This window comes from Paenibacillus sp. FSL H8-0280 (assembly GCF_045040665.1).
Taxonomy (GTDB): Bacteria; Bacillota; Bacilli; order Paenibacillales; family Paenibacillaceae; genus Paenibacillus; species Paenibacillus xylanexedens_A.
The window spans coordinates 4778664-4805523 of record NZ_CP150296.1; the positions used below are offsets into that span (position 1 = coordinate 4778664).

A 26860-nucleotide genomic window follows, 5' to 3' on the forward strand; every position below is an offset into this window, starting at 1 on the left:
TCCATTCATGAATATTCAGGACAACCGGGGGTTAGAACAAGCTGTCAGAGCTCCCTAAGGAAGCGAAGCTCCGTTTGTGGCTGGATCATCAGAGGATTCGGATTCATTGGCAGGAGCCTTGTTGTTATCTGTTTCGTCTGTTCCGTCTGTTTCGTCGGTTTTAGCTTCTCCAGCCGAAGCCTCTTGTTCCTTCACTTCAGCTTCTGACGACGGATCAGAAGAGATTGGAGCCTCATCAGCTATACCTGTCACTGCAGCTTTGGCAGTTTGCAAGTTCAACTGCACAGTTCTCTGCTCACCTGCGACCTGCTCGGTTTGCTTCACGACATAACCCTCGCCCTTGACCGTAACCCCCACTTTCATGAGAGAAAGTACTTCAAGGGCATCACGGAGAGATTCACCTGTTAGATCGGGAATCTTCATCTTGCTGCTTTCTTCCGTTAGCAGATAGATTCGTTGGCCTGGATTCATAGAGGCGCCAGCAACCGGATACTGCCGAATTACATTATCACCTTGACCAAGAGTCACATAAGCAATACCTGCGCTTAGAAGCTGGCTTCTGGCTTGTTTGGCTGTCTTGCCACTTAAGTCAGGAGCCTTGGCTTGCACGACAGAGACTTCTTTTGACTTTTTGTCAGGAGTTTTGGCTGTATCTTTGGGTACTCCCATGTATTGAAGAGTCTGGCTGACAATCTTTTTGAACACCGGCGCAGCTGCGGTTCCTCCCCCAATGTTGGTTCCATCCGGTTGGTCAATGACAACAAGTATAGCAATCTTCGGATTATTCACGGGCGCGAATCCAATAAACGATACAACGTCTTTTGACTTGCTGTATGCTCCGTTAACAACCTTTCTTGCCGTACCTGTTTTACCAGCTACACGGTAACCTTCAATATAGGCGTTACGACCGGTACCAATCGTTTGGTCTGCAACCACTTGTTCCAGATAACCGCTCACCAGTTTGGAAGATTCCTTGGAAATCACCTGACGAACAACTTTGGGTTTGATGACTTCCGTTGTTCCATCATTCGGGTTCTTAATCTCCTTTACCAGATGTGGCTCCAGCAATTTGCCGCCGTTGGCAATCGCAGAGATGGCTGCGACCTGCTGAATTGGTGTTACCTGTACAAGACCATGCCCATAGGCTGCCGTGGCAATCTCGGATTTGTAAACCAGTGGCTTGATCGGGGACGCTGCCTCATTTGGCAGATCAATACCCGTCTTTTTGCCGAAGCCGAATTCGTCTATGTAATGACGCAGACGTTCGCCGCCAAGCATGTTGTAACCCAAGTTAACAAAAGCAATGTTACTTGACCGTTTGACACCTTCGAGATACGAGATCCAACCATAGGAATGACCATTATCACTAATCGGGAAACCACCGATATACATGCGTTTGGATTCAAAACTTGCATTGGGATCAAAGAGCTTTTCTTCAACAGCTCCTGCTAGCGTAACTATTTTGAATGTACTACCTGGCTCATAGATGGATTGCGTAGCATGGTTGATAAAATTCTTTTGATCAGGTGTACTCCCATACGTATTCGGGTTAAAGGTTGGCCAGTTCGCCATCCCTAGAATCTCCATCGTGTTTGGGTCTGCAGCAATGACCGTCATGCTCAGTGGATTATACTTGGCAACGGCTTCTTTCATTGCATCCTCAATGTAGAACTGGATCGTATCATCGATGGTCAGCGTAAGGTTCTTACCGTTCTGAGGTGGCAGATAGTTATCCTGTGAATCCGGAAGTTTAATGCCTTTGGCATCCTTCTGATAATTCAGATATCCATCTGTGCCTGTCAGTGCTTCATCATATGAGACTTCAAGTCCATTGACAGCTTTCCCATCACGGCTCATATATCCCAAGAGGTGAGAAGCAAGGGTTTCTTCAGGGTAAAAACGCTTCGACTCCTGAGCCATCACAATTGCATTACGAGCCTTGTACTCTTCTTGTAATTCCTCACGCAGTTCGTTGACTTTTTCCGCAAGCTCTGGACTTATCTTATATCCTTCACTGCGTACTTCACGTTGTTGAAAAAAATCACCATCTTTATTCTTCGCTGTGACTAGAGTACGCATCTCACTCTCATTTTTCCCTAGAAGTGCAGAGAGTTTCTCCGTGACGACATCCTGTATGCCGAGTTCATCGATCAAGAGGGGATTAACGGAAACCGTATACGCTGGAGCGTCAGTAGCCAAAATGTTTCCATTTCGATCCGTAATCGTTCCACGTGCAGCCTTAATCGTCTGCTCCCGCTCTATCAGAATAGCCGCCCGTTCCTGCCATTTACCGCCATTCACAACTTGAATGAAAAAGATTCGGGTTACGAGTACAAGAAAAAAGAGGGTAATACATCCCCCTATAAGCAACGTGCGCATCTTTATTCTTTTTATCATCGGAACACCTCTTTACTTACTGCTTGCTGTATTTGAGGACGATTCAGTGCCAGTTGATTTCGTACTTGTTGAGCGAGGTACATAAATGACATCCTTATCGGAAGCTTCAACGTAACCAAGTTGTTTTGCATTTTCGATGACCTGGTTGTTCAATGTTTCTTTTTCCACCTGCAGATCTGCAATCGTCTTTTCATACCCCTTGATATCCGAAATAGTGGACTGCGCTTGCTTGTTCAGATCATAGATATGAGCATAACGAGACATCAAGGCTCCTCCAACAAGGATAACTGCAACCAGGGTAATCAGATACAAAATCTTCTCGCGTGCCGGAAGACCCGTACGACGGGTCACCACTTTGGTGGTTTCTTTGTATCGTTGCTGGGTCACACGTTCCTGGGACGCTTTTTCTTTTACAGCGAGATTACCACGTGTATATGCCATACTCCGATTCTCTCCTCCACTCTTGATCTACAATTTCTCGGCTACGCGCAGCTTGGCTGAACGAGCACGTGAATTTTCGGTCAATTCCGTTTCCGTTGGAATCAACGGTTTTCTGTTAACTAAACGCAGGGTCCCCTTGCCGCCGCATACACACAACGGAAAATCGGGTGGACATGTACATTTTTCCAGATAACTACTGAAAATCTGTTTACATATCCGATCCTCAAGGGAGTGGAAGGTAATAACAGATACACGTCCTCCTGGTGCCAGACAACGAACAGCCTGATGCAAGCCTTCTTCAAAGGCACCCAACTCATCGTTGACGGCAATGCGTAATGCCTGGAAGCTGCGTTTGGCAGGATGTCCACCAGTACGTCGAGCTGCCGCCGGGATGCCTTCCTTGATCAGTTCCACGAGTTCACCTGTCGTCTCAATGGTAGACTGCGCTCGTTTTCCGACGATAACACGGGCAATTCTTCTCGAAAACTTCTCTTCACCATAGCGATACAAAATTCGAGCAATCTCTTCTTCTGGCCACTCATTCACAATCTCTTTGGCCGTCAGCATTGCATCCTGGTCCATTCGCATATCGAGCGGAGCATCGTGATTGTAACTGAATCCACGTTCTCCTTCATCAAATTGCGGGGATGACACACCCAAATCGTACAAAATACCATCGACCTGTGGTATACCATCCTTCATTGGCACATCCAAATCCTTGAGTACCTGTTCCAGATCCCGAAAATTGGTTTTCACCAATGTTACACGTTCTCCATAAGCAGCGAGCTTCTCGCGAGCATTATCCAAAGCCCAATCATCCTGATCAAGTGCGATCAGACGTCCCCCTGGACCGAGCTTGGAAGCAATCACGGAGCTATGTCCGCCCCCGCCTAAAGTGCAGTCCACGTATATACCGTCCTGCTTGATGTTTAATCCCTCTGTTGCCTCTTCTTTGAGTACGGTTATGTGGTGAAACAACCTGCACCCCTCCTGACTTTATAAATCAAAATTAAAATCGACCAGCTTTTCGGCAATGTCGTTGAATGCTTCTTCGGATTGATTGAAATAACTCTCCCATATGCCTTTGCTCCAAATCTCCACCCGGTTCGACACGCCAAGAACAACACAATCCTTGTCCAGCTTGGCATACTCTCTTAAATTGCCCGGCAGATTTACCCTACCCTGTTTGTCCAGTTCACATTCGGTTGCACCCGAGAAAAAAAACCGGGTAAACGCACGTGCATCAGATTTCATCAATGGCAGTGCTTTGAGCTTCTGTTCCATGACCCCCCACTCCTCCATGGGGTACACGAAAAGACACTGGTCCAAACCCCGTGTGACAACGAAAGACGGTCCCAGAGATTCGCGGAATTTAGCCGGAATGATAACCCGACCCTTATCATCAATGCTATGTTGGAACTCCCCCATAAACATTGGCCCACTCACTCCTCACCCGTTTCTCCCACTTTGCCCCACTTTCCACCACCTAAGCATAATAGATTCGCACAAAAAAATCAAAACCCTTCTTGCATGACTTGATTTTTTAATTTTTCAGCATAAAAAAAGCGTCCTTGATCCTGTCACTCAGGATCAAAGACGCTTCCCTTAAACGGGCAATCGTATGTCTACCCGCACATGAGCCATATCATCAATAAACCATTCTATACCTATTGAACCATTTCATCAGCTTGTAATTATTGGATAGTGCTTAAAATTTCCAGCTATCCAGGTATTTCTCTTGCTCAGCTGACAAGGAGTCGATGCCAATATTCAGGCTTTCAAGTTTATAGCTGGCAACCTGCTGGTCAATATCATAAGGTACATTAACAACGTTTTTACCCAAGTCTTTATAATTCTCACTTACATAACGCAGACCAAGTGCCTGCAGAGCAAACGTCGTATCCATGATTTCGGCGGGGTGACCATCTGCTGCACCCAGGTTTACAAGACGACCTTCTGCAAGAAGGTACATTTTACGACCGTCTTTGAAACGATATTCCTCAATGTTGCGACGAACTGTGCGAATCGATTCTGAACGTTTAGCCAGTTCAGGTTTATTCACTTCAACATCAAAGTGACCCGCATTACTCAGGATCGCTCCGTCCTTCATCACATCGTAATGCTCACCTGTGATAACATCCTTATTGCCTGTAACTGCGATAAAGAAATCGCCCAATTTGGCGGCTTCTACCATCGTCATGACCCGGAACCCGTCCATGTGTGCTTCTACCGCTTTGATTGGATCGATCTCGGTTACGATCACATTCGCACCAAGACCTTTGGCGCGCATCGCTACACCTTTACCACACCAGCCATAACCTGCTACCACTACGTTTTTACCAGCGATAACCAAGTTAGTTGTACGAATAATCCCGTCGAATGCAGATTGTCCAGTACCATAGCGATTGTCAAACAGATACTTGCAGTATGCGTCATTAACCGCAACCATCGGGAACTTCAATTGGCCTTCTTTCGCCAATGCTTTCAAACGGATAATACCCGTTGTCGTTTCTTCTGCTCCTCCGCGAATTGTTGCTGCGAGGTCAGGGCGCTCGGATGCAATAATGGTTGCAAAGTCTCCACCATCATCAATAATGAGATCAGGCTTCACCTCAAGCGCACGCAGTTGCAGTGATTTGAATTCCGCAGGCTCCGGATTGTACTTCGCATACACCGTAACACCGTCTTCCACCAATGCTGCGCAAACATCATCTTGTGTAGACAATGGATTGCTATGCGTAATCGTTACTTCTGCACCACCCGCTTGGATCACTTTTGCCAAGTAAGCTGTTTTCGCTTCCAGATGAAGACAAATGGCAACCTTCAAACCTTTGAAGGGCAGATCCTGTTCGAACTGGCGACGAATGCGGTTTAGTACCGGCATATGCGCTTCTACCCAATCAATTTTCAGGTGACCCTCTGAAGCGAGTCCCATATCTTTAACAATACTGTTTTGCAATGCAGGTGTAGTCATATCATATCCTCCTCGTTTTGGTGTTTCTTCTATTATAAAGGGCTCTATAGTGCAATAACCTTATGCTCTCCAAGGAATTCGCTTGAGGCCTTAATCAGTTCATCGATCCACTCGGTGCCATAACGATTCAGGTAAAAGAGTGCATTATGTACTCGTTCCTGTGGTTTGCCCGTTGGGAATAAGGAGTTCTGAATGCCGTTCCAGTGCCTTAGACTCACATTATGTTTATCTTCGATAGCTTTGTGAGTCTGTTGTTTCAGATACTGCATTTGCTCGTTGATTTTACTCAAATTGGTGTCACCAATTCGTTCCAACCCCGGATGAATCTCCGCGATCTCATCTAGCAACGGTCCATACAGATCAAGAAACGCCTCCTGAACCTTGTCAAACTGTTCATCTACCTGGAACGTCTCCTGCTGTGCGAGCCACTGCTCCTTCTTTTCTTCCATATGATATTGAACATCCTGAAAAGAAAGCCCATATTGTTTCATATGTTTGTGATGGATATCTTCCATAATGGTGAAAGACAACCGCGGCAACAAAATGGGCATTTGCAGGCCGAATTGACGGAATGCTCCCCGAGTCAAACCCCAATATGCAATTTCACCTTGCCCCAAAATAACAGCTGCTACAGGCAACACGGAATCTTGCATTAATGGTCGTGTCAATACGTTGTTACTGAAGCGCTCCGGATGTTCTCCCAGTTCCTGAAGCAAACGTTCCTCTGTGAAAGAAACCAAACCTTTGCGATCACTATATAAACCGTCCTTCAACAACAAGAGTAGACGCGTACCTTCATGAATGTAGAACAGATTGGCTCCATCCTCCGCTACTTCGGCAGGCATAGCATAACCAGCTTGTTGTACCAGCGAAGCACCTTGTGTGTATGCGCTGCGCAGCACTTCATTTTTTCGTATCAACCGCTCAAACACGGGCTGTTCCAACCTGCGTAAATCTGGATCCGATGCATCCATTAGAACAAGTCCACTGCTGGCAAACAAGGCAGATATCATGCGGGCAAATGCATCACTCAGATTTGAACTGGATTGATGGATCTCTGTGATGCATTTCATCAGTCCTGGTTTATGTATCGTATCAGGTAAAAGATGTTCCACCTGTTCGAGTACATTCATCCACTGCTGCGTATCCACATGAACATTACTCACAGAATCCCTTCCTGCGAATCGTCCTTGTAACTTGACCTTCTTCATGTCTCCCTGATGATCAGGTAGATATGTGTGATTAACCTCATCCCAGTCATGGTCTTCACCAGCAATCCAAAATACTGGGACTACCGGGCGTTGAAGTCTTTCTTCCGCTTCACGCGCAGCTGCCACTACGCTGGCGGCTTTGTATATGACGAACAGTGGTCCGGTGAGCAGACCGCTCTGCTGTCCTCCTGTAACCACTAGTGCATCTTGTTCTGCAAGACGTGTGATGGACGCATGAACCTCTCCATGGTCGTTCACCCGCTTATTATATATACGTAAATACTCTGCCAGATCACGACGATCAATACGTGTGTTTTCCGATTGGTCCAGCCACTCGGCACGCGCCTGAAGTCCTGATTCCCAGCGAATGTCATACTCGTAAAGGCCACGCGCAGCATCTCTTGAACAGATATAATCTTCTGCAAGTCTTGATCCGCTGCGGAGTGCCTCGGTAATACCGTTCATGAGGTCTGCCTCCTATTCTGCTTCAAAGAGCCTTTCTTGATTGTACCGAATTCAAGGCCGCTTCGTCAAAAGAAAGTGATTAAAATACGAAAAAAACCGCCGAACGAGTCGGCGGCATTTAATACATCAATAATAGCATATCGCATTAATATTCCTATTATACGTAAGGTTCTGCAACCCAGTGACCTTTGGAAACCTCAATCAATTGAGCATTATCCAAGTTGTACGGGTCATTTGCAGGACCACCAGATCCATTTTGAATCGGGCTCATATGCTCTTCTGGCAGCAAGATCCGACGTTTGTTCGCTTCCACTTCCGGATCAGGTACAGGGATTGCTGAGAGCAATGTTTTGGTATAAGGGTGGATAGGGTTCGCATACAGCTCTTCACTTTCTGCGAGCTCAACCACTTTACCCATGTACATTACAGCGACACGGTCACTGATATGTTTAACCATCGACAAGTCATGCGCGATAAACAGGTAAGTCAAGCCGAGACGTTGCTGAAGTTCTTCAAGCAATTTAACGACCTGTGCCTGAATGGATACATCCAGCGCAGACAATGGCTCATCACAGATGATGAATTTAGGGTCTACAGCAAGTGCACGCGCAATCCCGATCCGCTGTCTTTGACCACCGGAGAATTCATGTGGATAACGAAGAGCATGACTTGGATTCAAACCTACCAGATCAAGCAGTTCCTCCACTCGTCTCTTACGCTCTTTAGAGCTGGAAGCCAGACCATGAATATCGAGGGACTCCCCGATAATATCCATAACATTGAAACGCGGGTTAAGAGATGCATATGGATCTTGGAAGATCATCTGCATATCTTTACGCATTTCTTTCATTTTGCGCGGGGACAACTTGTAGATATCCGTTCCGTTGAAGTTAACATTTCCGCCAGTTGGCTCATAAAGACGCAGAATGGTACGACCTGTTGTGGATTTACCACAGCCAGACTCGCCTACAACGCCAAGTGTTTCACCTTCAAAGATATCAAAGCTTACGTCATTGACCGCTTTGAGAATGTTACCTTTACCCAAATTAAAGTACTGTTTCAAGTTTTTCACTTGTACCAGAGGCTTATTGCTACCTTTGATAATACCAGCCGGAGTTGGTTTTTCCTTTTTGGGCTCGTCCAGACGAGGCAAAGCATTCAGCAATTTAATGGTGTATGGATGTTGAGGGTTACTAAAGATTTCAGCAGTTGTTCCTGTTTCAACAACTTCGCCTTCCTTCATAACAACAACACGGTCACACATACCCGCTACGACACCAAGGTCATGCGTAATCAGCATGATCGATGTTCCCAGCTTTTGCTGCATGTCTTTCATGACATCCAGAATTTGAGCCTGAATTGTAACGTCAAGTGCAGTTGTCGGTTCATCCGCAATCAGAAGGGATGGACGACATGCAAGTGCGATCGCAATCATGGCACGCTGACGCATACCACCAGAGAATTGGTGAGGATAATGATTCATGCGAATAGCCGCATTTTTAATACCTACAAGTTCCAGCATCTCCAACGCAGCTTTATCCGCCGCTTGTTTGGACATGTTCTGATGCTTGCGCAATACTTCGGTAATTTGTTTACCAATTTTAATGGTAGGATTCAAAGAAGTCATTGGATCTTGGAAGATCATACCGATATCTTTACCACGAATCGCTTCCATTTGTTTGTCTGTCTTATTCAGCAGGTCTTGCCCGTGAAAAGTTATTTCTCCGCTTTTGACCTTCGAAGGCGGGGAGGGAATCAATTTCATGATGGTTTGGGCGGTAACACTCTTACCACTACCGGATTCACCTACGATCCCCAGCGTCTCTCCTTTGCCAATTTCAAAACTCACATTTTTAACGGCATCAAATTCACCAGAGCGCGTTGAAAATGACACGCTCAAGTCCTTGACTGTTAAAATCGGCTCCATAATCCCACCTCCTATTTCTATTTACGTAATTTCGGATCGAGTGCGTCACGCAGACCGTCTCCGAGCAAGTTAAATGCAAGCATAGTCAGCACCATAAGGCCTGCCGGGAACCACATCCGCCAAGGATACAGCGTCCAGCCTGTGAGTGCGTCATTGATCATGGATCCCAGGGATGATCTCGGTGCAGATACACCAAGTCCGAGGAAACTCAAAAACGCCTCAGCAAAGATCGCATTAGGAATTGACAATGTCAAAGTTACGATAATCGGGCCAATCGCATTTGGCAACAAGTGGCGGAACAATTGACGTCCTGTACTTGCACCCATGGAGCGGGCCGCGAGAATGAAGTCTCTGTTTTTGAGTTGCATAATCTCACCACGTACAATCCACGACATACTGATCCAGCCTGTAATGGTGAGGGCAATGATGATGGTTGTCAGACTTGGTTCCAATACAACCAGCAACAAGATAACAACGAGCATGTAAGGCAGGGAGTACAGAATCTCAGAGAACTTGTTCATGATACCATCAACACGTCCGCCGTAGTAACCCATAATTGCACCATAGATTACACCAATAACAAGGTCAATCAGAGCTGCTGCTAAACCTACAGTAAGAGATACACGAGCACCAACCCATGTTCTTACCCACACGTCACGACCCAGGTCGTCTGTACCAAACCAGTGCTCAGCACTTGGTGCCGCGTTGGCATTCATCAAATCATTGGAATAATAATTATAACTTGTAAACAAAGAAGTTGGACCAATCAAAGCGAAAATCACGACAAGAACCAACACACTCAGACTGATCATTGCAGCCTTATTGGTTGCAAGTCTGTACATGGCATCTTTAAAAAGGGATACACTTTCTTGCGGTTTAACCGCTGCCTGACTAGTCAGGTTCGTGTTCGCCGTTTCATTCTTTTTATTATTCGTGCCAGACAACGTTATGCCCCCTTCCGGCTTTCCAGCTTAATTCTAGGATCAATTAGTACATAAGCGATATCCGTCAGGAAGCGTGCCAACATGAGGAGAATACCATAGAAAATCGTGATTCCCATTATCATTGTATAATCCCGGTTAGTGATGCTTTCTACGAACACTTTACCAATTCCCCCGATGTTAAAGATCTGTTCAATAACAACGGAACCTGTAATGATGTTTGCTGTCATTGGACCAACATAAGTTACTACCGGTAAAATACCATTTCGTACAACGTGTTTGAACATAATCGCTGGCCATTTCAAACCTTTTGCCTTAGCCGTTTTGATATAATCGGCATGCAAAACTTCCAGCATGCTGGAACGCGTCAAACGTGCAATAAAGGCAATTGGTGATGCAGATAGTGCTGCAACAGGGAGCACATAGTCCAGTGGTCCGTCGAAGCCCATAACGTTGAACCATCCCAATTTGAAAGCAAAGACATATTGCAATAACGATGCAAGCAAGAAGCTCGGAACAGCAATACCTATGACAGCAACGACCATGGTGACATCATCAATCAATTTGCGGTGGTATACTGCTGCGAGAAGGCCCAACAATACACCAACAATAATGGAGATAAGGATTGCAAAGATCCCAAGCTTCAGTGAAGCTGTGAATGTTTGAGTAATCATATCCGTTACATCCTGGTTCAGATACCTCATAGAAACGCCGAAATCCCCTTTAAGGATTCCACCCATATACTTCAGGTATTGTTCATACATCGGTTTATCCAAACCGTACTTAACTTCTAAGAGTGCACGAATTTCTGGCGATAGTTTCTTTTCTGCTGTAAACGGGTCACCAGGAATGGCCTTCATCAGGAAGAAAGTCAGCGATGCGAGTATGAAAAGCGATAGCAGCATAAATAGTAGTTTTTTCAACACATACTTAACCAACCCTTGCACACCTCCACAAACAATATTTTGTATACAAATCGATTGTAGAATTAGACTGAAATAAAGTCCAATCCATTTATCGGAAATTTCAAGAATTATAAGGAAAATCGGTGCACATACAAAAAAATCGGGATATATATGGAATTCCACATATATATCCCGAAGTAATCATATTAGACTTCAGAACAACTTATTTCTCTTCCAGATATGCACGCGTGAAGTCAATAGCTCCACTGAAATCAAGTTGTACACCTTTCAGGTATGGCTTGGTCAAAGATACGTTAGTGTAGTAATAGATTGGCATAACGCCCATTTCATCTTGAATCAGGATTTTCTCAGCGTCAGCAAATGCAGCCATACGTGCAGCTGGATCAGCAGATTTTACAGTTTCTTTAACATCTTTGTCATACTGTTCGTTGCTGAATTTGGAATCATTGTTTGTGTTTCCAGTAGTCCACATTTCCAAGAAGTTGTATGGATCGTTGTAGTCAGCAGACCAACCTGCACGAGCTACTTGGAAGTTTTGGTTTTGACGGTTCTCAAGGAATACGCCCCACTCTTGGTTTTCTGTTTTCACATCAACACCAAGATTTTGTTTCCACATGTCAGCAACCGCCAAAGCGATTTTTGCGTGACCATCACTAGTGTTGTAGATCAACGTAACAGCTGGCAATGTTGTGTAACCTTCTTCTTTCATACCTTCAGCAAGCAATGCTTTAGCTTCTTCAACATTTTCTGTGAAGTAATCGTCTTTGTGCTCATCACGGAATTCGCCGTTTTCACCACGGATACCTGGAGGTACAAAGCCGAATGCTGGAATTTGTCCACCTTGTGTTACTTTGTCAACAATCAGTTGACGCTGAATGGACATTGCAAATGCTTTACGGATTTTAACGTTATTAAATGGTGCTTCGTTTACGTTGAACTGATAGTAGTACGTACTTGCAATACCAGTAGCTTTGAACTCGTCCGGCAATTCCGCTTTTACAGAAGGAATCTGGTCGGATGGAATTTCACCGTTAGGTGCACCAGTGTAGTCCAATTGTCCTGATTTATAAGCTTGCAGTTCGGAAGCACTGCTGTTCGTCAGAGACATATCGATTTGAGCCAATTTAATATCGGCAGCTGCATGGTAACCATCGTTTTTCTTCACAACAATTTTTTGACCTTTAGCGTATTGATCCATTACAAATGGTCCGTTAACGATCATGTTTTTGTAGTCTGTGAAAAATTTGTCATTTGTGTCAGCAGATGCATGTACTGGGTAGTACGTGTAGAATGCTGTCAGACCCAAGAAGTAAGGTGTTGGGTTTTCCAACGTTACTTCCAATGTGTGCTCATCAGTAGCTTTAACGCCTACTTGTGAGAAATCTGTGACTTTAGTACCTTTGTATGTTTCATCTTTGCTGAGGTTGTAACCTTCAGCGCCTTTAATATAGTACAATTGGTATGCATATGGAGAAGCTGTTTCCGGTTTCAAAGCACGTTCCCAAGAACGAACAAAGTCTTCGGCAGTGATTGCATCACCGTTGCTCCATTTAGCTTCCGGGTTCAGGTTGAAAACATATTTCAAACCATCTTCGGAGATTGTCCAGTCTTTAGCTACGCCAGCTTGTTCTTTACCATCAGCATCGATGCGTACAAGACCTTCATACAAAAATTTCAGAACTGTGTTGGTTTGGCTGTCTTTTGCTTGAGCCGGGTCCAACGTAGGAGGTTCAGCTGACAGGTTGATTTTCAGAATTTGATCTTTAGCAAGACCATTTCCTTCGCTTGCAGAACCAGTATCGGTGTTACCTGTGCCTTCGTTTTTCGATCCGCACGCTGCAAGTACGGTACCGAACGCCAAAATCAGCGTCAAAAGGACTAATAGACTTTTCCTTTTCATCTAACACGTTCCCCCTAAATTGATATGGTTTATATGTTTATAGATTATACAACCACCGGTCAAAAAAATCTACATTACTTTTTCAGAAAGTAATGTTTTTTTCAGTTTTCGACAAAATCGACACATTTTTTGCCTCTTTTGCGTTATGTAACCTTACATCTGTTTCATGAAGTATCTAAATAATCCAAATAAAGTAAACAAAACATACCCGAAACTCATAATGATGAAGGCCATGCGCCATACGGCCCGGAACATTCTCCCCCCATCGACCTTCCCCTTTAGTCGATTTTGCGCACCTCCGATAAATCCAAGTGCTAGTAGTATGAGTAATAATGTCAGATAAAAACCAAAATTCGAATCAAATGTTAAGTTGAATAACGCCGATACTGAAAAAACAAGAAAAAAAGTGGTTACATCCATTGCCATCCGCATGGCGTTCCGTTTGTCTTTTTTCCATACGTACATGCCCCAATAGACAAGAAAGAACGGAAAAAAGGGCAATATGCTCAACACAATAAAAAGTCCCATTAATTCACTCCTTCCGGTTGCATTCCTTCAATCAGATGAAGCAGTATTTCATGTGTAGGTGCAACAAGGTCCAACTTCTGTGCCATCTTTACAATATGACCGTTAATTGACCTCACTTCTGTACCACGTCCAGCGAGAACATCTGCAAGCATGGAGGAAGTATTCGTGGCAGTAGAACGACAGACCGATATCAGTTGATCCCACATATCCTGGTCCAAACATATTCCACTTGCAGAGTAGATTAACAATACTTCATCATATAACTGGCGCATTAGCCTCTTTCGTTCTTCCTTGACGATCAATTCTCCATTAGGGATTCGCCATAGTGCCGTAAGTGGGTTAATGACTGAATTAATCAATAGTTTCCTGTATATCAGCTTATCGATTTCATTCGACACTGTACAGTCAAATCCTGCCTGCTGCAACGATCCCGACAGAGTAAATGTTCTCTTCTCCTCTATAGAGGTAGAAGCTCCTATATGTATGTTGTACCTCCCCAGCCTGGTTTCACCTGTACCTGCACGAGTCACCTGACTTTGTGTTCGCTTCGCACCTTCTGTTGTAACCGCACTACACAGAAGCGACTTTGGCAAAGCTGCTTGAAGTTTTGTAAGATGGCCCATCCCATTCTGAAAACAAGCGACATTCAGCACATGATCTTGTAATGGACTAATCTCATGAATGAAATCATCAATGCTTGTCTGCTTAACCATGAGCAGTAACCATTCTCCTGGTTTTTTCTTCCATGTGTCAGTCAGCTTACTTATTGGTTTCGCCTGTAATTGATCCGGTAGAATATGTATTTCCTCGTCTTGTTCCACAATGATTATTCCATTATGGCTGAGGAGGTCTGCCTGAGCTGCTGTTCTCGTCCAAAATCTGACCTGGTTACCTGACGCCAGCAGTTTCCCGCCATACAAAAGACCAAGTGCTCCCGCTCCTACGATGTCAATGATCATATGATGCACTCCTCTCCGCTTCAGTAGTTTCTCTTCTATTATCTATAATAGAACAAAAACACCAAACTAAAAACCCGTCATACCTGCCGTTATGTAACGGAGGTGTGGCGGGTTCATACCTGACTTTCACCAATCAAACATCTGAACTTGTTATTCAATTCGTTCCAGATTCCCGTTGGCATCCATCTTGAAACGTGTCTTAAGTTCCTCTTCTTCTTCGGACAAAAATGCGAGTCTGCGAGCCCGATCCATAATCTGAATCAAAGCTTTGTAGTCGTCATTCACCACACGGTAATCCGTCTGAACTTCATTCACTTCCTTGGAGAGACGGTCATTCTCAAGACGTAGCTCAAGCAATTCATCTTCTTTCTCCCGAAGCTCCTTCTCCAGCATCTTGAGCTGACGATTACTCTCCTGCACTGTTCCCTTCCATTGTCGCAGGAAGCGGATTACTGCATCCATCGATAATGAATCGTCTGAGATCCCATCTGATTTGTACAGATGTTCTTCAGTGTCCAGTGTAGACAGTGCTGCAACCTGCGGTCCGAGCATAGCTGGTTGCTTTCTGAGATAACTTCGTTTTTGTCTCTGTGCCTTGGCGTTACTGATGGCAGAATCATACTTTTTACGTACACAACTGTTCCAGCGAAAACCGCATGCGGCAGATGTTCTGCCTATTTTTTCGCCCACCTCTTCAAAAGCGGCCAATTGTGTACTGCCTTCCCGAATATGACGCAAAGTAACCTCAGCCAATATCAAATCGTCCTCTGTACTCCAAGCATCCTGTCTCACTGCAGTCATGCTATAATACCCTCCTAACAACATCCTAAAATAACCGTCCGCATTACCGGAAGCCCGGTATGTGAATTAGGTATAAAAGCTGCTTCATTCATTCTTATGCCTCTCATAGAGTTCATAGAATTGATTTCATACTAAAATGTATTTCCACATTCAGGCTTGCTCATACGTGACATACGTAAAACATATCCCTCTATACTTACTTTGAGCAAAAAAAGAATTCGCTTTCATATCCAAATTTGTTTACACGTTTTTCCTTTCCCGGTATAATGTTGTGTAGACAATCTATGAACGTACTTAGGAGAGGAGGATTTACCGTGGCACGCATGTTTCGGGTACTCGGGTTCTTCACGCTTGCAATTGGCCTGATGGCTTTTGCGGGAGATCTGGTCGAAATGGCTTTGCTTTTTTTCCTGCAGACTGCGTTTTTTGTCATTTTGGGATACTTGAAATTTACCGAGCGAACGTACATATTGCTCTTCTGGGGTTATATGATCGTAACATTCACGGGGTTCAGCTACTGGACCGTATTCGAAATGGGGTTGCCGCTCTAATCCACCTGCAGCATCAAAGTGATCCGATATCTGTCGGGTTGCTTTTTTGCTGTGTTCAGATTAAATGAATGCTCATGGTGTTATGTAACCACTAAGGATATTTCACGTATTTGTTTCATATATTGTCTGGAAGACAACAAGCCTGTACGATTGTCATTTAAGAAATTGAAAGGAGAATGGATCGGTGAAACGTCAATACGGCATTTCCGCCTTTATATTATGCATCATTTTATTCCTCCAGCTACCTTTAGCCCATGCCTATGGAGAGTCTTCACCTGAGGATACACGTGAGATATTGCAAAAAAGTCTATCCATCGTTGAAATCGATCACGAAATCGAACGCATCGCCGAAAGGCAGAAGCAGCTGGCTCAACAATACGAGACATTATCCGTCCAGCTTCAGGAACAGGAAGAGCAGATACATATTCAGCAAGATCGGGCCGGAGCTGTAGTGAGGTCCTACTACACAGGAGAACGCGACAGCCTCCTCATGACGGTCCTGGGAGCCAGGTCATTCAAAGACCTGTTTGTACTGTATGATTATTACCAGATTATTATCGGACGGGATCAGGCTGTGCTGGACAAGTATCAGGACCGTTATCGCAACCTGCAACAGACTTCCACTCAGATTCGTCAGACTACAACAGAATTAACCGAAATGAAGACTAATCTTCAAAACCAGCGGGAACGTGTAGTCACCTTGCAAAAAGAAGTGGATGCCCAAATAGCCACCAGCGGAGATGCGGCAGCGATTCAGAAACTGATGGATGAACTGACCCTTTATTGGGAGAATATCGGCATCTATGAGGTGAAACGATATTTCAAAGCATTGGCATCTGCCATGCAGAACCTGCCTGATTTTATCCAAAAACAAAACGGAGGTATATCCACGACTGGAACAACGTATACGATTCGAATTGGGCAGGAAGAGCTTAATGCATTTCTACGTTCCCAAAATCCAATCTTTGAAGACTTTGCCTTTCAGTTTAATCAGGATAAGATTATAGCTTCCGGTCAGCGGGATCAGTTGCAATTAAGCATTGAAGGACATTATACGGTAGAAAATGAACCTCAAAACTCCATTCGTTTTCATGTGGACAAACTTGTATTCAACCAGCTTGAATTACCAGACACCACTCGCCGAATGCTGGAAAGAGAATTTGACCTTGGATTCTATCCACAGAAAATCCTGTCGTTTGTCAAAGCAACCGACGTTTCAACAAGTGAAGGCATACTGGAAGTAAAACTAGCCATATCATTTTAAAGAGGTTGTTCAAAAAGTCCGCTTTTGATTACGAAGGATGCCTTGTGGCATCATCAGCATCGAAGTTGAAAACCTGACTTTTTGAACACGATCTTAAAGTTAATTCGTCGTTCGAATACTGTCTACGTATTGATTCGCTGTAATTTCTCCCTTTAAGAATTGTTGTACTTTTTGATGAAAACGAGTTATTAGAGCATGACTTTCGGTCGTTGCAGCAGGGACATCTTGGGTGGTCGAGAACCAGGATTGTCCCTTTGTCATGTCATAACGTCCAACGAGTTTCTCAGACTCCATATCCAGTTCCTGTTGCTTTGCGGGCAACCGGTTAACCTGTTGGTACCATTTCAGCTGTGTCGCAGCGGACGTCATTCCTTCAATCCATCTACTGGCCTCCTCGGCCTCAACCGAACCTGCAGTAATGACAAGGCTTCTGGAATTTACAGTTTCCAAGGTTTCGAAAGAAATCTGCTCCAAAGAATCTTTATCCACTGTACTCGCTTGATCCGCATTCAATATTTGAGATAACAATGATACAACCATTGGTGTGTCGTTTTGGTCAGCAGTTGGAGAGAACCCTGGATTGGTAGACTCAAGCCTAATAAGGGGCTGAATCTGATTCATCAACTGAATCCCCTGCTGAAGATCCCCCGTTTGCGAATCTATTTGTGTTCGTTTAACTTGATCTGGTGCCATTCTCGGTTCCAAATGATTCAGCCACGCATTCGTCCCGTACATATCATTGATGTTCATTGTAATTATAGGGGTGCCTTCCGCAATGGCTTGTTGAGTAAGTTTGACCCACTGATCTTTATTTCGAGGTAATGACTCCAGACCAGCTCTCTTCAGAAATGAAGATTGGGCTGCCAGAATGTACGGATCAAAATCAAAAGGCATTCCCCACTGATAACCATTCCACTCTGTCAATCCCCGCAACCCAACTACCGTATCTCCTAGCGACTTCGATAATGTTGTTCCGTTTAACGGATACAGGTACCCTTTTTGGGCATAGTATTGCACTTCCTCACTATCAAGCAGAACAACATCACCGTTCTCTCCTAGTGAAAATTCAAGATCCAAAACATGCTTATATGTATCTGGCTTCTCATTCCGAAGATTAATCTCTACCAGCTGGGAAGCAGCAACCTCTTTGGCTATTTTTTGAAAGGCTTGAAACTCTTCATCCGACATGGCCACTACAATCTCCAGCGGAGCTTGAGCATCTTCATTACGGGAAGAAGACCCAGGAAAAGCATCCTTCTCCTGATCGCGTTCCTGATTGAGCTGCGAACCTCTAAAGTCAAAACTCGGTGACAAGATCGTTAACGAAAGCAGCAATACCGCGAATAAAACAACCTGATGTCTACGCTTCATTAACTTCCCTCCCTGTTCACCTAGTTTTTTCCTGCAGCAATTATTGTAACAAATAAGTAGTACTCTTGTCCTACCCTGCCGAAAAACACTTTTTCGGATTTTTGCATAATACGAGCATATCGAGTTCTGTGTAATAACGCTTACTTATTTTTTCAGCAAAAAGCCGACTCCAGGAGCCGGCTTTAATAACAACATTTTCCGGGAAATAAATCCCCTGAATTTTACAATAAATCAGCTGCAAGCTGTGCCAGCTTGGATCGTTCTCCTTTTTCGAGCATGATGTGTCCGCTGATTCCCTCTTGTTTGAACCGTTCCACGATATACGTCAGACCATTACTGGCAGAATCAAGATACGGATGGTCTATCTGTTCGGGGTCTCCCATCAAAATAATCTTACTGCCTTCACCTACCCTTGATACAATGGTCTTCACTTCGTGGCGCGACAGGTTCTGGGCTTCATCAATAATGATAAACTGTCCAGGTATCGATCTTCCACGAATATACGTTAAGGCCTCCACCTGAATACTGCCAAGCCCCATTAGGATTTTATCGATATCTCCGGCTTTTTTGGTGTCAAACAAAAACTCCAGATTATCATAAATCGGCTGCATCCATGGACGAAGTTTTTCTTCCTTCTCACCAGGCAAATAACCGATATCTTTCCCCATCGGAACAACAGGACGAGCAATCAACAATTTTTTGTATTTATGATCATCCTCTACCTTAAGCAGACCTGCTGCAAGTGCCAGCAAGGTTTTCCCTGTTCCAGCTTTACCGGTGATGGTAACAAGCGGGATGTCATCATTCAAAAGCAGTTCCAATGCCATGCGTTGTTGTGCGTTACGTGCGCTAATGCCCCAGACATTGTCATTGCTGAGGAAAAGCGGCTCCAGCTTTGTTCCCTCTGTGTTCACTTTAAGCAAAGCCGATTTATTGGTTCCCATCTCATCCTTGAGAATGACAAATTCATTCGGATACAACGAATAAGACAACTGCAACGGTTTGATTGGTAAAAAACGATATGTGTAAAACTCATCAATCACTGACGGATGAACTTTTAGGGCCGTATAACCTGGATATAACTCACTGAGTCCTGCCGTCCGATCTGATAAGTAATCCTGTGTGAACAGACCAAGTACATCCGCTTTGATACGCACAAGTACATCTTTACTGACAAGCACGACCTGACGTTCGACTACTTCCTTTTCATTCTCCTCAATCTGATAATTCAGTGCGACAGCCAAAATGCGATTATCGTTGGACACTTCACCAAACATTTCCTGAACTTTCACGAAACTCCGATGATTCAGCTCTACTTTCAGGTTACCTCCATTAGCCAAAGGTACCCCACTGTGCAAGTGACCCAGCTCTCGTAATCCATCTAACAGTCTGGATACATTACGGGCATTACGCCCAATTTCATCGGCATTTCTTTTTTTGGAGTCGATCTCCTCCAGTACAACCGCGGGAATGATTACCTCATGTTCCTCAAAGGCAAATATGGCATTGGGGTCATGCAGAAGCACGTTGGTATCCAATACAAAAATCTTTTTCATTCAATCCCCTCCAAAGCGGCGTCGTTAAAGGCATGAATAGTGTGATCTTTCAGCAGCGGCATGGACAATCATGATCCCATACATAAATGTATTCGACTAGGGCAAAATAATTGTCAACCATTCTGAAAAACTCCAAGAAAGGATGAACATTTATGAAAATATGGGTTTGCACGCTGCTTCTGATCTTTATACTTACAGGTTGCAACAGTTCCACACGCAGCGCTTCGCCGAATCAAGGTACACATGCGAAAGGTTACGGAGGAAATGTAACAACTCAGCAAGATCAAGGGAAAGGATCTCACATGCTCAATGCACAGGAAGATCGGATGAATCCTTCACGTTTGGACCGTCTCAATGAGAATACAGGTGAAGTCCATGATACCAACATTGCGGATGATGCACAGAGTGGCCGGATGCCCAATGAAAAACGAATCAATCACCTTAAAGCCCTTGCCAAGCAAGTAGAAGGTGTTGAAGATGCGAACTGCGTCATAATCGGTAATACAGCCGTAGTTGGCATCGATGTTGATGGTGAACTGGAACGTGCTCGAGTTGGTACTATTAAGTACGCTGTTGCCGAAGCACTTCGCAAAGACCCCGAAGGTATAGATTCCATCGTTACTGCTGATGCAGATGTCACTGAACGAATTAAAGAGATTGGTGAACATATTCGTCAAGGGCACCCAATCTCCGGTTTTGCTTCAGAACTCGCTGACATGGTGGGACGAATTATCCCTCAACTCCCGAAAGACGTCAAAGTCCGTCAAAATCCGGATGAACCCATGAATCAAAAACAACAAATGCAGCAGCTGCATTCATCAGACAAAAGACAACAAAAAGCCCAGTGATCTCTCACTAGGCTTTTTTCATGGCAGCAAAAACCTGCTCATCTAATTTCTCAGCAGCACGCTGATCATATATTTTGACATATTGAGGCACAGAGGACAATTGAGCGCCGTAAAACAGAGCATTCCTCACTGCTTCAATTGTAATGTCGAAACAGCACATATTAAATGGAACGTCCAGCAGCGGATCTTGTCGTACCGCAGCACGTCCGTTCACTGCGTACACCGTCTCTTCTCCAAAGACAGTAACCGTAATGAGCGGATTAGTAATCATGTTATTCACTAAACGTGAACGATGATCAATTGCTACACGAAAAGTAGAAGCATTCTCCGCATAAATCCAGGAGATGGCTGTTGAAGTCGGACCTCCGGATTCTACATCCACTGTGCTCAGAAGCACAAAGGTCTCATTCTTGAATTGCTGTAAAAGAGATTCAGTTAATTGTGTGACGGCTTCGGACATTCAACCAGCCCCCTAACCTTCTTTATGCAATTCTTATACTTGGTTTATGTTATTATAGCATACCGATTAACGTGCTTCCAATCCCAAAAGAATGAAGGTTATTCGCCTGAAGGCGAAGCCGTTACTTTACCTGAAAGTGTATCTTGTAAAGCCTGCTTGGCATTGGCGAGTTCCGTTTCATTAATATACACATATGGACTTCTCCACTCTCCAGTAACCGGAGTATAATGCACATCCGAAGTGGAAATGTTCCAATACGTCGAGATAAAGTTTTTCATTTGTTCCGATTCCACATCTGTCGTCATATTCTTGTCAACTGCACCAATCACTTTGCTGATCTTTGTAATGCCCCCAAGAGATTTCATCTGATCCAGCATGGAGTTCAGCACTTGGTTTTGACGTTTGTTACGATCAAAGTCATTGGATTCATCAGTCTTTGGATTACAATTGGATTTGCGGTAACGAACAAAATCTAGTGCTGCTTTACCATCGAGATGTTGTGCGCCTGCGACCAGATTGATATCTGTACCATCGGCTGTATCTCTATAACACATATTTTTATCCACAGTCACATCCACGCCACCTACGGCATTGACAGCATCACGGAATGCCTGGAAATTCAGGACGGTTGTATAATTAATATCTACATCCAAATACTTGCCCATCATTTCTTTCATCTGATCCTCTGCATTTTTGCCAGTGGTTTTTTCCTGTGCTTTGAATCTTGGATAATAGGAATTCAGCTTGTTGGATTTGTACCCATCCAATTGAATACGCGTGTCTCGAGGCAAAGATACAATGGTTGCCGTCTTGGTCTCCGGATTCAACGAAGCCACCATAACAACATCCGAGAGATATGTGCCAGTTTCAGGACGGTTATCTGTGCCTAATAACAGCATCGTGATCGGTTTGGTTGTGGCTGACATCCCGGGAGGTACCGGTTTATCGATGCCTGTATCCACGACTTGATTGTATACCCAGTACGCATATCCACCGCCTACCACAATGGCAATAACCAATAGACTTAAAAGGATTCTGCCAAAAGCATTCATTCTCTTTTTCTTCTTAGGCTGCTTGCCCTTGCCATTCTTCGATCCAGAAGCACCGGATTGCGTCGGTGCCTGTCTCCGTGGAGGCAGTCCGTTCGAATTTGAGTTCATATCTTCAACACCTTTATCACATCTGTTTTTGTCTAAATAAAAGACAACCGCTTTCCCTAAGGAAAACGGATGGTCTGTACAAGACAGGATTTATGAATTTCGAGCGGCAGCTTCCGCTTTTTTCTTTTGACGACCTTCAATAAAATAACGCACTCTCACTAATAACATCAAACCAACCGCCACCAGCAAACATTGAATGATGGGAAGCTTGTCGATTTGAAAAATAAGAAGCATGAATGTGCCCATCGCCATCAAAATATAGAGAACGATTTCCTTACCAAGTGGCAATTTCTGACGTACCCGAAACACCTTGTTATATACGTAAGTAATCAATACAAAGATGACGATGTAGGCTACGATCGGGTGTGATGCGAACCATGCTTGCATGCACAGCCAGCTCCTTTCGTGTTCATGCTAGAGTATAAGTTAACTGGTTGATGGAGTTCCCTTTAGCAACTTAGAGAGCCAGTACGTACATCGTGACCGTTTCGGTCTCAGCTCGTTCTTCTGATCGCTGTTATCCCCAGATTTTTTTGATCCTTTTCTTAATGGTAAAATCCGGGGATAAAGGCGAGCGCTTCGCTTCTTCAGAATCGATTCTGATCCCTACACTACTTTAGCTGTACAACCCTCTCGTTACTTGCCGGGCCCATCAAATGCTAACTTATATAGCTTATTTTGTTGTTATTAGGCTTTAGAAGCCATTTTGCGTTGTTTTTCTGCACGCTCACGCTCGGATTTGTTCAGGATCTTCTTACGAAGACGAATGGATTTTGGTGTAATCTCACAAAATTCATCTTCATTCAGATATTCAAGCGCCTGTTCCAACGAGAAGATAATCGGAGTTTTAATTTTAACCGTATCATCTTTACCAGAAGAACGAACGTTAGTCAGTTGTTTTTCTTTGCAGATGTTAACAACGATATCATTGTCACGTGTATGTTCACCAACAATCATACCTTCGTAGATTTCAGTACCCGGCTCCAAGAAGAGCGTACCGCGATCTTCAACGCCCATCATGCCATAGAACGTAGATGTACCCGTTTCAGTTGAGATCAGCACGCCTTGGTGACGTCCACCCACTTGACCGGATACTACTGGAGCGTAGCTGTCAAATGCATGGTTCATTACACCGTAACCACGAGTCAATGTCAGGAAGTTTGTGCTATATCCGATCAAACCACGTGCTGGAATCAGGAACTCCAGACGAACTTGACCACTACCTGTGTTAACCATGTTAACCATCTCTGCTTTACGTGCGCCCAGGCTCTCCATTACGGAACCCATGCTCTCTTCAGGGATATCAATCAACAAGCGCTCAACAGGTTCCATTTTCTTACCGTCAACTTCTCTTACGATAACTTCTGGTTTGGATACTTGAAGCTCATATCCTTCACGACGCATATTTTCAATCAGGATACCCAAGTGAAGCTCACCACGTCCGGAAACGATAAATGCATCAGGGCTATCCGTTTCGTCAACACGTAGGGAAACGTCTGTTTCCAACTCTTTTAACAAACGCTCACGAAGTTTACGGGAAGTTACCCATTTACCTTCACGACCTGCGAATGGACTGTTGTTCACGAGGAACGTCATTTGCAGTGTTGGCTCATCAATTTTCAGAACTGGCAAAGCTTCCGGGTTGTTAGGGTCGGCAATGGTTTCACCAATGTTGATGTCCTTGATCCCTGCAATGGCAACGATGTCGCCTGCTCCTGCTTCTTCCGTCTCAATACGTTTGAGACCTTGGAAACCAAACAGTTTCTCGATACGTGCAGTTTTGCTCTTACCATCACGCATAATAACCGTTACCGATTGTCCTTGACGGATCACACCGCGGTTAACACGACCAATGGCAATACGGCCAAGGTATTCATTGTAGTCCATCAAAGTAACGAGGAATTGAAGCGGTTCTTCAACATTTTCGGTAGGGTGTGGGATATGACTAACGATGGTGTTGTAGATCGCCATCATGTTGTCATCTTGTTTGGCAGGATCATTATCCATGCTGGATGTTCCGTTCAATGCGGAAGCATATACAACAGGGAATTCGAGTTGTTGGTCGTTGGCACCCAGTTCAATGAACAGGTCCAATACTTCATCAATAACCTCAGTCGGACGAGCCGCTGGACGGTCAATTTTGTTTACAACAACGATTGGTGTCAGGTTATGCTCAAGTGCTTTACGAAGTACAAACTTCGTTTGTGGCATACAGCCTTCATAAGCATCAACAACGAGCAATACACCGTCAACCATTTTCATGATACGTTCAACTTCACCACCGAAGTCGGCGTGTCCTGGTGTATCCACAATATTAATCAGGTAATCTTTATAAGTTATAGCCGTGTTTTTGGCCAAAATCGTAATACCGCGTTCACGCTCCAAATCGTTGGAGTCCATTACGCGCTCCTGTACCGTTTCGTGATCTCGGTAAGTACCGGATTGCTGGAGCAACTTGTCAACGAGTGTTGTTTTTCCGTGGTCGACGTGGGCAATAATCGCAATATTGCGAATGTGTTCTCTTGAATGCATGTTTTGTATCCATATCCTTTCCAATTTCAAATCATATCTACTTAAACTTCCCGCAATTTCACAGGTTACTCACAAAATAAGCGTCGGTGATATCCCGACGCATGTCTATATCCCTTATATTATAGTTTATTATAGGTAAAAATCAAGATATTTCGCACGAAAAGACCACTGGGAATGTTACCAGCCTCTCCCTTGACGTCCTCGTCCGAGTAATAACCAGACTCCACCCAAGATCAAAAGGACAGCAAGTACATAGATTATTCCCGTTTGCAGCAAGGTAAATCCGAATAATATGATGGACACCGCACCAAGGATCAAAGCTGCAGGTAACACATATTCCGGTCTTCGTCGTTCAGCCATTCCATATTCGAGTAACCCTATGGCGATCCCAAGCAAGATTGCTGGCCACAGCCTGCTCATAAGTCCAGCGCCCCATGTATTCGTTATACTGAATAAAACACCATACACCGTTAGTATGCCGGCAGGAACGAGTGACCACGATGGTGAAATACGCGCATAATATAACGCATGAAGGGCGATGCCTGGCAGCAGGATCAGCAAAGGCCAGAAATTACGACCAATAAATCCAAACACGCCAAACTTGCCAAGCAGAATAAAAATTCCCGCAGCTGCAATAAATAGTCCAATCGCTTTTTCATTTCTCATCCTCATCTAAAATCACCTCTTATACTATGGCTATGTACTTTATTTCTTCATAAACGATAGACATTCCATGCTGACTGTTGATAATCCAACCTTTAATCATGCTTCTAGTGTATCCGATGTTTCGGCAAAAAACTATACTTTATGTCGCACTTTGCGTGCGTCCTTTACCTGTATTACCCTAAAATGTGCAACTTATGACCAGCCCAATGGTTGTTGTATTGACAAGCGGATTATCTCACCACAAAACCGCCTAAACCGGACGGTTCAGACGGTCATATGTTCAAGCTTTTATCCAAAATTAAACTATGCGTTCTTCCGCACAAATTTATGTGCGCCTCCAATCGCAACCACAAGACAAGCCATGGCTACGGGTAGCAGCGTATGCACCTCTGATGTCATACCTCCCAGCCATTCTCCTAACTTGGGGTCTTTCATTACCATCTCACCTGCTGTGAAGGCCAGGATGCCTGATCCAACGAATACAAGAATCGGAAATCGCTTCAACAAACCAACAATCAACCCACTCCCCCATACGACGATGGGGATACTGATTGCAATCCCGATGACGATCAGAGCCAAATCTCCATCTGCCAAAGCAGCTATGGCCAAAACATTATCCAAGCTCATTACAAAATCGGCAATCAGAATGGTTTGAATGGCTTTCCAGGTCGTAGAAGCTTCTCGAATATGTACTTCATCCTCATTTTGAAGCAGCAGCTTTACTGCAATCCAGAGTAACAGCAGCCCACCTGCCGCTTGGATAAAGGGAATTCCCAGCAATAATACCGCTACAAAGGTTAACACACAACGCAGCAGCACCGCACCAAAAGCTCCCCACCATACCGCTTTTTTGCGTTGTATTGGTGGCAGATCCTTGCTGGCAAGTGCAATAACAACCGCATTATCTCCACTTAATACCAGATTGATCATTAAAATTTCAGTTAACAGCCATAGTGTATCCATGTCCTCATCCCCCCACATT

24 protein-coding genes are annotated in these 26860 nt (G+C 44.3%); 3 read left to right on the forward strand and 21 right to left on the reverse strand.

The genetic code is table 11. The annotated features are described in order from the left end of the window. Positions 1 to 54 precede the first annotated feature (54 nt). From MHI12_RS20980 to MHI12_RS21040, 13 genes are all read right to left on the reverse strand, one after another. Complete coding sequence (locus tag MHI12_RS20980) at positions 55 to 2397, reverse strand: penicillin-binding transpeptidase domain-containing protein (protein WP_405170212.1); 2343 nt, start codon at positions 2395 to 2397, stop codon at positions 55 to 57. 12 nt (positions 2398 to 2409) lie between these two features. Next, a complete protein-coding gene (locus MHI12_RS20985) occupies positions 2410 to 2838 on the reverse strand; it encodes a hypothetical protein (RefSeq protein WP_341008197.1) in 429 nt (142 codons plus the stop codon). Positions 2839 to 2865: 27 nt separating this feature from the next. After that, a complete protein-coding gene (gene rsmH, locus MHI12_RS20990; RefSeq protein ID WP_405170213.1) occupies positions 2866 to 3816 on the reverse strand; it encodes a 16S rRNA (cytosine(1402)-N(4))-methyltransferase RsmH in 951 nt (316 codons plus the stop codon). An 18-nt stretch (positions 3817 to 3834) separates the two neighbouring features. Further along, positions 3835 to 4272, reverse strand: coding sequence for a division/cell wall cluster transcriptional repressor MraZ (gene mraZ / locus MHI12_RS20995; protein WP_017687291.1), 438 nt, complete (start codon positions 4270 to 4272; stop codon positions 3835 to 3837). Positions 4273 to 4546: 274 nt separating this feature from the next. Next, on the reverse strand, positions 4547 to 5812 hold the full coding sequence (locus MHI12_RS21000) for an adenosylhomocysteinase (protein ID WP_211080785.1): 1266 nt from the start codon (positions 5810 to 5812) through the stop codon (positions 4547 to 4549). Between the two features lie 44 nt (positions 5813 to 5856). Further along, positions 5857 to 7488: a bacillithiol biosynthesis cysteine-adding enzyme BshC gene (gene bshC, locus MHI12_RS21005; RefSeq protein WP_405170214.1), complete on the reverse strand. Its 1632-nt coding sequence runs from the start codon at positions 7486 to 7488 to the stop codon at positions 5857 to 5859. Positions 7489 to 7645: 157 nt separating this feature from the next. After that, on the reverse strand, positions 7646 to 9415 hold the full coding sequence (locus tag MHI12_RS21010) for a dipeptide ABC transporter ATP-binding protein (RefSeq protein ID WP_405170215.1): 1770 nt from the start codon (positions 9413 to 9415) through the stop codon (positions 7646 to 7648). Between the two features lie 17 nt (positions 9416 to 9432). Continuing rightward, the gene (locus MHI12_RS21015; RefSeq protein ID WP_405173030.1) at positions 9433 to 10314 is read right to left on the reverse strand and encodes an ABC transporter permease; all 882 of its coding nucleotides are present in this window, start codon (positions 10312 to 10314) and stop codon (positions 9433 to 9435) included. A gap of 47 nt (positions 10315 to 10361) precedes the next feature. Beyond that, entirely contained in the window at positions 10362 to 11294 is a 933-nt protein-coding gene (locus tag MHI12_RS21020) for an ABC transporter permease (protein ID WP_100527052.1), read from the reverse strand. A 190-nt stretch (positions 11295 to 11484) separates the two neighbouring features. Then, positions 11485 to 13182: an ABC transporter substrate-binding protein gene (locus tag MHI12_RS21025; protein ID WP_405170216.1), complete on the reverse strand. Its 1698-nt coding sequence runs from the start codon at positions 13180 to 13182 to the stop codon at positions 11485 to 11487. A 153-nt stretch (positions 13183 to 13335) separates the two neighbouring features. After that, positions 13336 to 13710: a DUF3397 domain-containing protein gene (locus MHI12_RS21030; protein WP_047843759.1), complete on the reverse strand. Its 375-nt coding sequence runs from the start codon at positions 13708 to 13710 to the stop codon at positions 13336 to 13338. Further along, positions 13710 to 14669, reverse strand: a complete 960-nt coding sequence (locus tag MHI12_RS21035; protein WP_405170217.1) for a ketopantoate reductase family protein — start codon at positions 14667 to 14669, stop codon at positions 13710 to 13712. Before MHI12_RS21035 ends, MHI12_RS21030 begins: the two co-directional genes overlap by 1 nt. Positions 14670 to 14819: 150 nt before the next feature. Continuing rightward, positions 14820 to 15470, reverse strand: a complete 651-nt coding sequence (locus MHI12_RS21040; protein WP_076211575.1) for an RsfA family transcriptional regulator — start codon at positions 15468 to 15470, stop codon at positions 14820 to 14822. 314 nt (positions 15471 to 15784) lie between these two features. Between MHI12_RS21040 and MHI12_RS21045 the strand changes: the two genes are divergently transcribed. Continuing rightward, positions 15785 to 16021 carry a DUF2626 domain-containing protein gene (locus MHI12_RS21045; RefSeq protein WP_017687281.1) on the forward strand — a complete coding sequence of 79 codons (237 nt, stop codon included), beginning with the start codon at positions 15785 to 15787 and terminating at the stop codon, positions 16019 to 16021. Positions 16022 to 16205: 184 nt separating this feature from the next. Further along, positions 16206 to 17285, forward strand: coding sequence for a hypothetical protein (locus tag MHI12_RS21050; RefSeq protein WP_405170218.1), 1080 nt, complete (start codon positions 16206 to 16208; stop codon positions 17283 to 17285). Positions 17286 to 17384: 99 nt separating this feature from the next. On the opposite strand, the gene MHI12_RS21055 is transcribed toward MHI12_RS21050, so the two are convergent. After that, positions 17385 to 18656, reverse strand: a complete 1272-nt coding sequence (locus tag MHI12_RS21055; RefSeq protein ID WP_405170219.1) for an extracellular solute-binding protein — start codon at positions 18654 to 18656, stop codon at positions 17385 to 17387. 221 nt (positions 18657 to 18877) lie between these two features. Further along, positions 18878 to 20212: a PhoH family protein gene (locus tag MHI12_RS21060; protein ID WP_024628438.1), complete on the reverse strand. Its 1335-nt coding sequence runs from the start codon at positions 20210 to 20212 to the stop codon at positions 18878 to 18880. A gap of 152 nt (positions 20213 to 20364) precedes the next feature. Between MHI12_RS21060 and MHI12_RS21065 the strand changes: the two genes are divergently transcribed. Beyond that, complete coding sequence (locus MHI12_RS21065; protein WP_405170220.1) at positions 20365 to 21060, forward strand: YhcN/YlaJ family sporulation lipoprotein; 696 nt, start codon at positions 20365 to 20367, stop codon at positions 21058 to 21060. A 7-nt stretch (positions 21061 to 21067) separates the two neighbouring features. Here the strand turns inward: MHI12_RS21065 and MHI12_RS21070 are convergent, their stop codons facing one another. From MHI12_RS21070 to MHI12_RS21095, 6 genes are all read right to left on the reverse strand, one after another. Next, positions 21068 to 21520: a pyridoxamine 5'-phosphate oxidase family protein gene (locus MHI12_RS21070; RefSeq protein ID WP_017687276.1), complete on the reverse strand. Its 453-nt coding sequence runs from the start codon at positions 21518 to 21520 to the stop codon at positions 21068 to 21070. Positions 21521 to 21618: 98 nt separating this feature from the next. After that, positions 21619 to 22680 (reverse strand): LCP family protein, encoded by a 1062-nt coding sequence (locus tag MHI12_RS21075; protein WP_036614987.1) that lies wholly within the window; start codon positions 22678 to 22680, stop codon positions 21619 to 21621. 90 nt (positions 22681 to 22770) lie between these two features. Further along, positions 22771 to 23067: a YlaH-like family protein gene (locus MHI12_RS21080; RefSeq protein WP_036614990.1), complete on the reverse strand. Its 297-nt coding sequence runs from the start codon at positions 23065 to 23067 to the stop codon at positions 22771 to 22773. Positions 23068 to 23367: 300 nt separating this feature from the next. Then, positions 23368 to 25212 (reverse strand): translational GTPase TypA, encoded by a 1845-nt coding sequence (gene typA, locus MHI12_RS21085; protein WP_340913955.1) that lies wholly within the window; start codon positions 25210 to 25212, stop codon positions 23368 to 23370. A gap of 177 nt (positions 25213 to 25389) precedes the next feature. Beyond that, positions 25390 to 25884, reverse strand: a complete 495-nt coding sequence (locus tag MHI12_RS21090) for a hypothetical protein (protein ID WP_405170221.1) — start codon at positions 25882 to 25884, stop codon at positions 25390 to 25392. A gap of 297 nt (positions 25885 to 26181) precedes the next feature. Further along, positions 26182 to 26841, reverse strand: coding sequence for a TerC family protein (locus tag MHI12_RS21095; protein WP_340913951.1), 660 nt, complete (start codon positions 26839 to 26841; stop codon positions 26182 to 26184). Positions 26842 to 26860 lie beyond the last annotated feature (19 nt).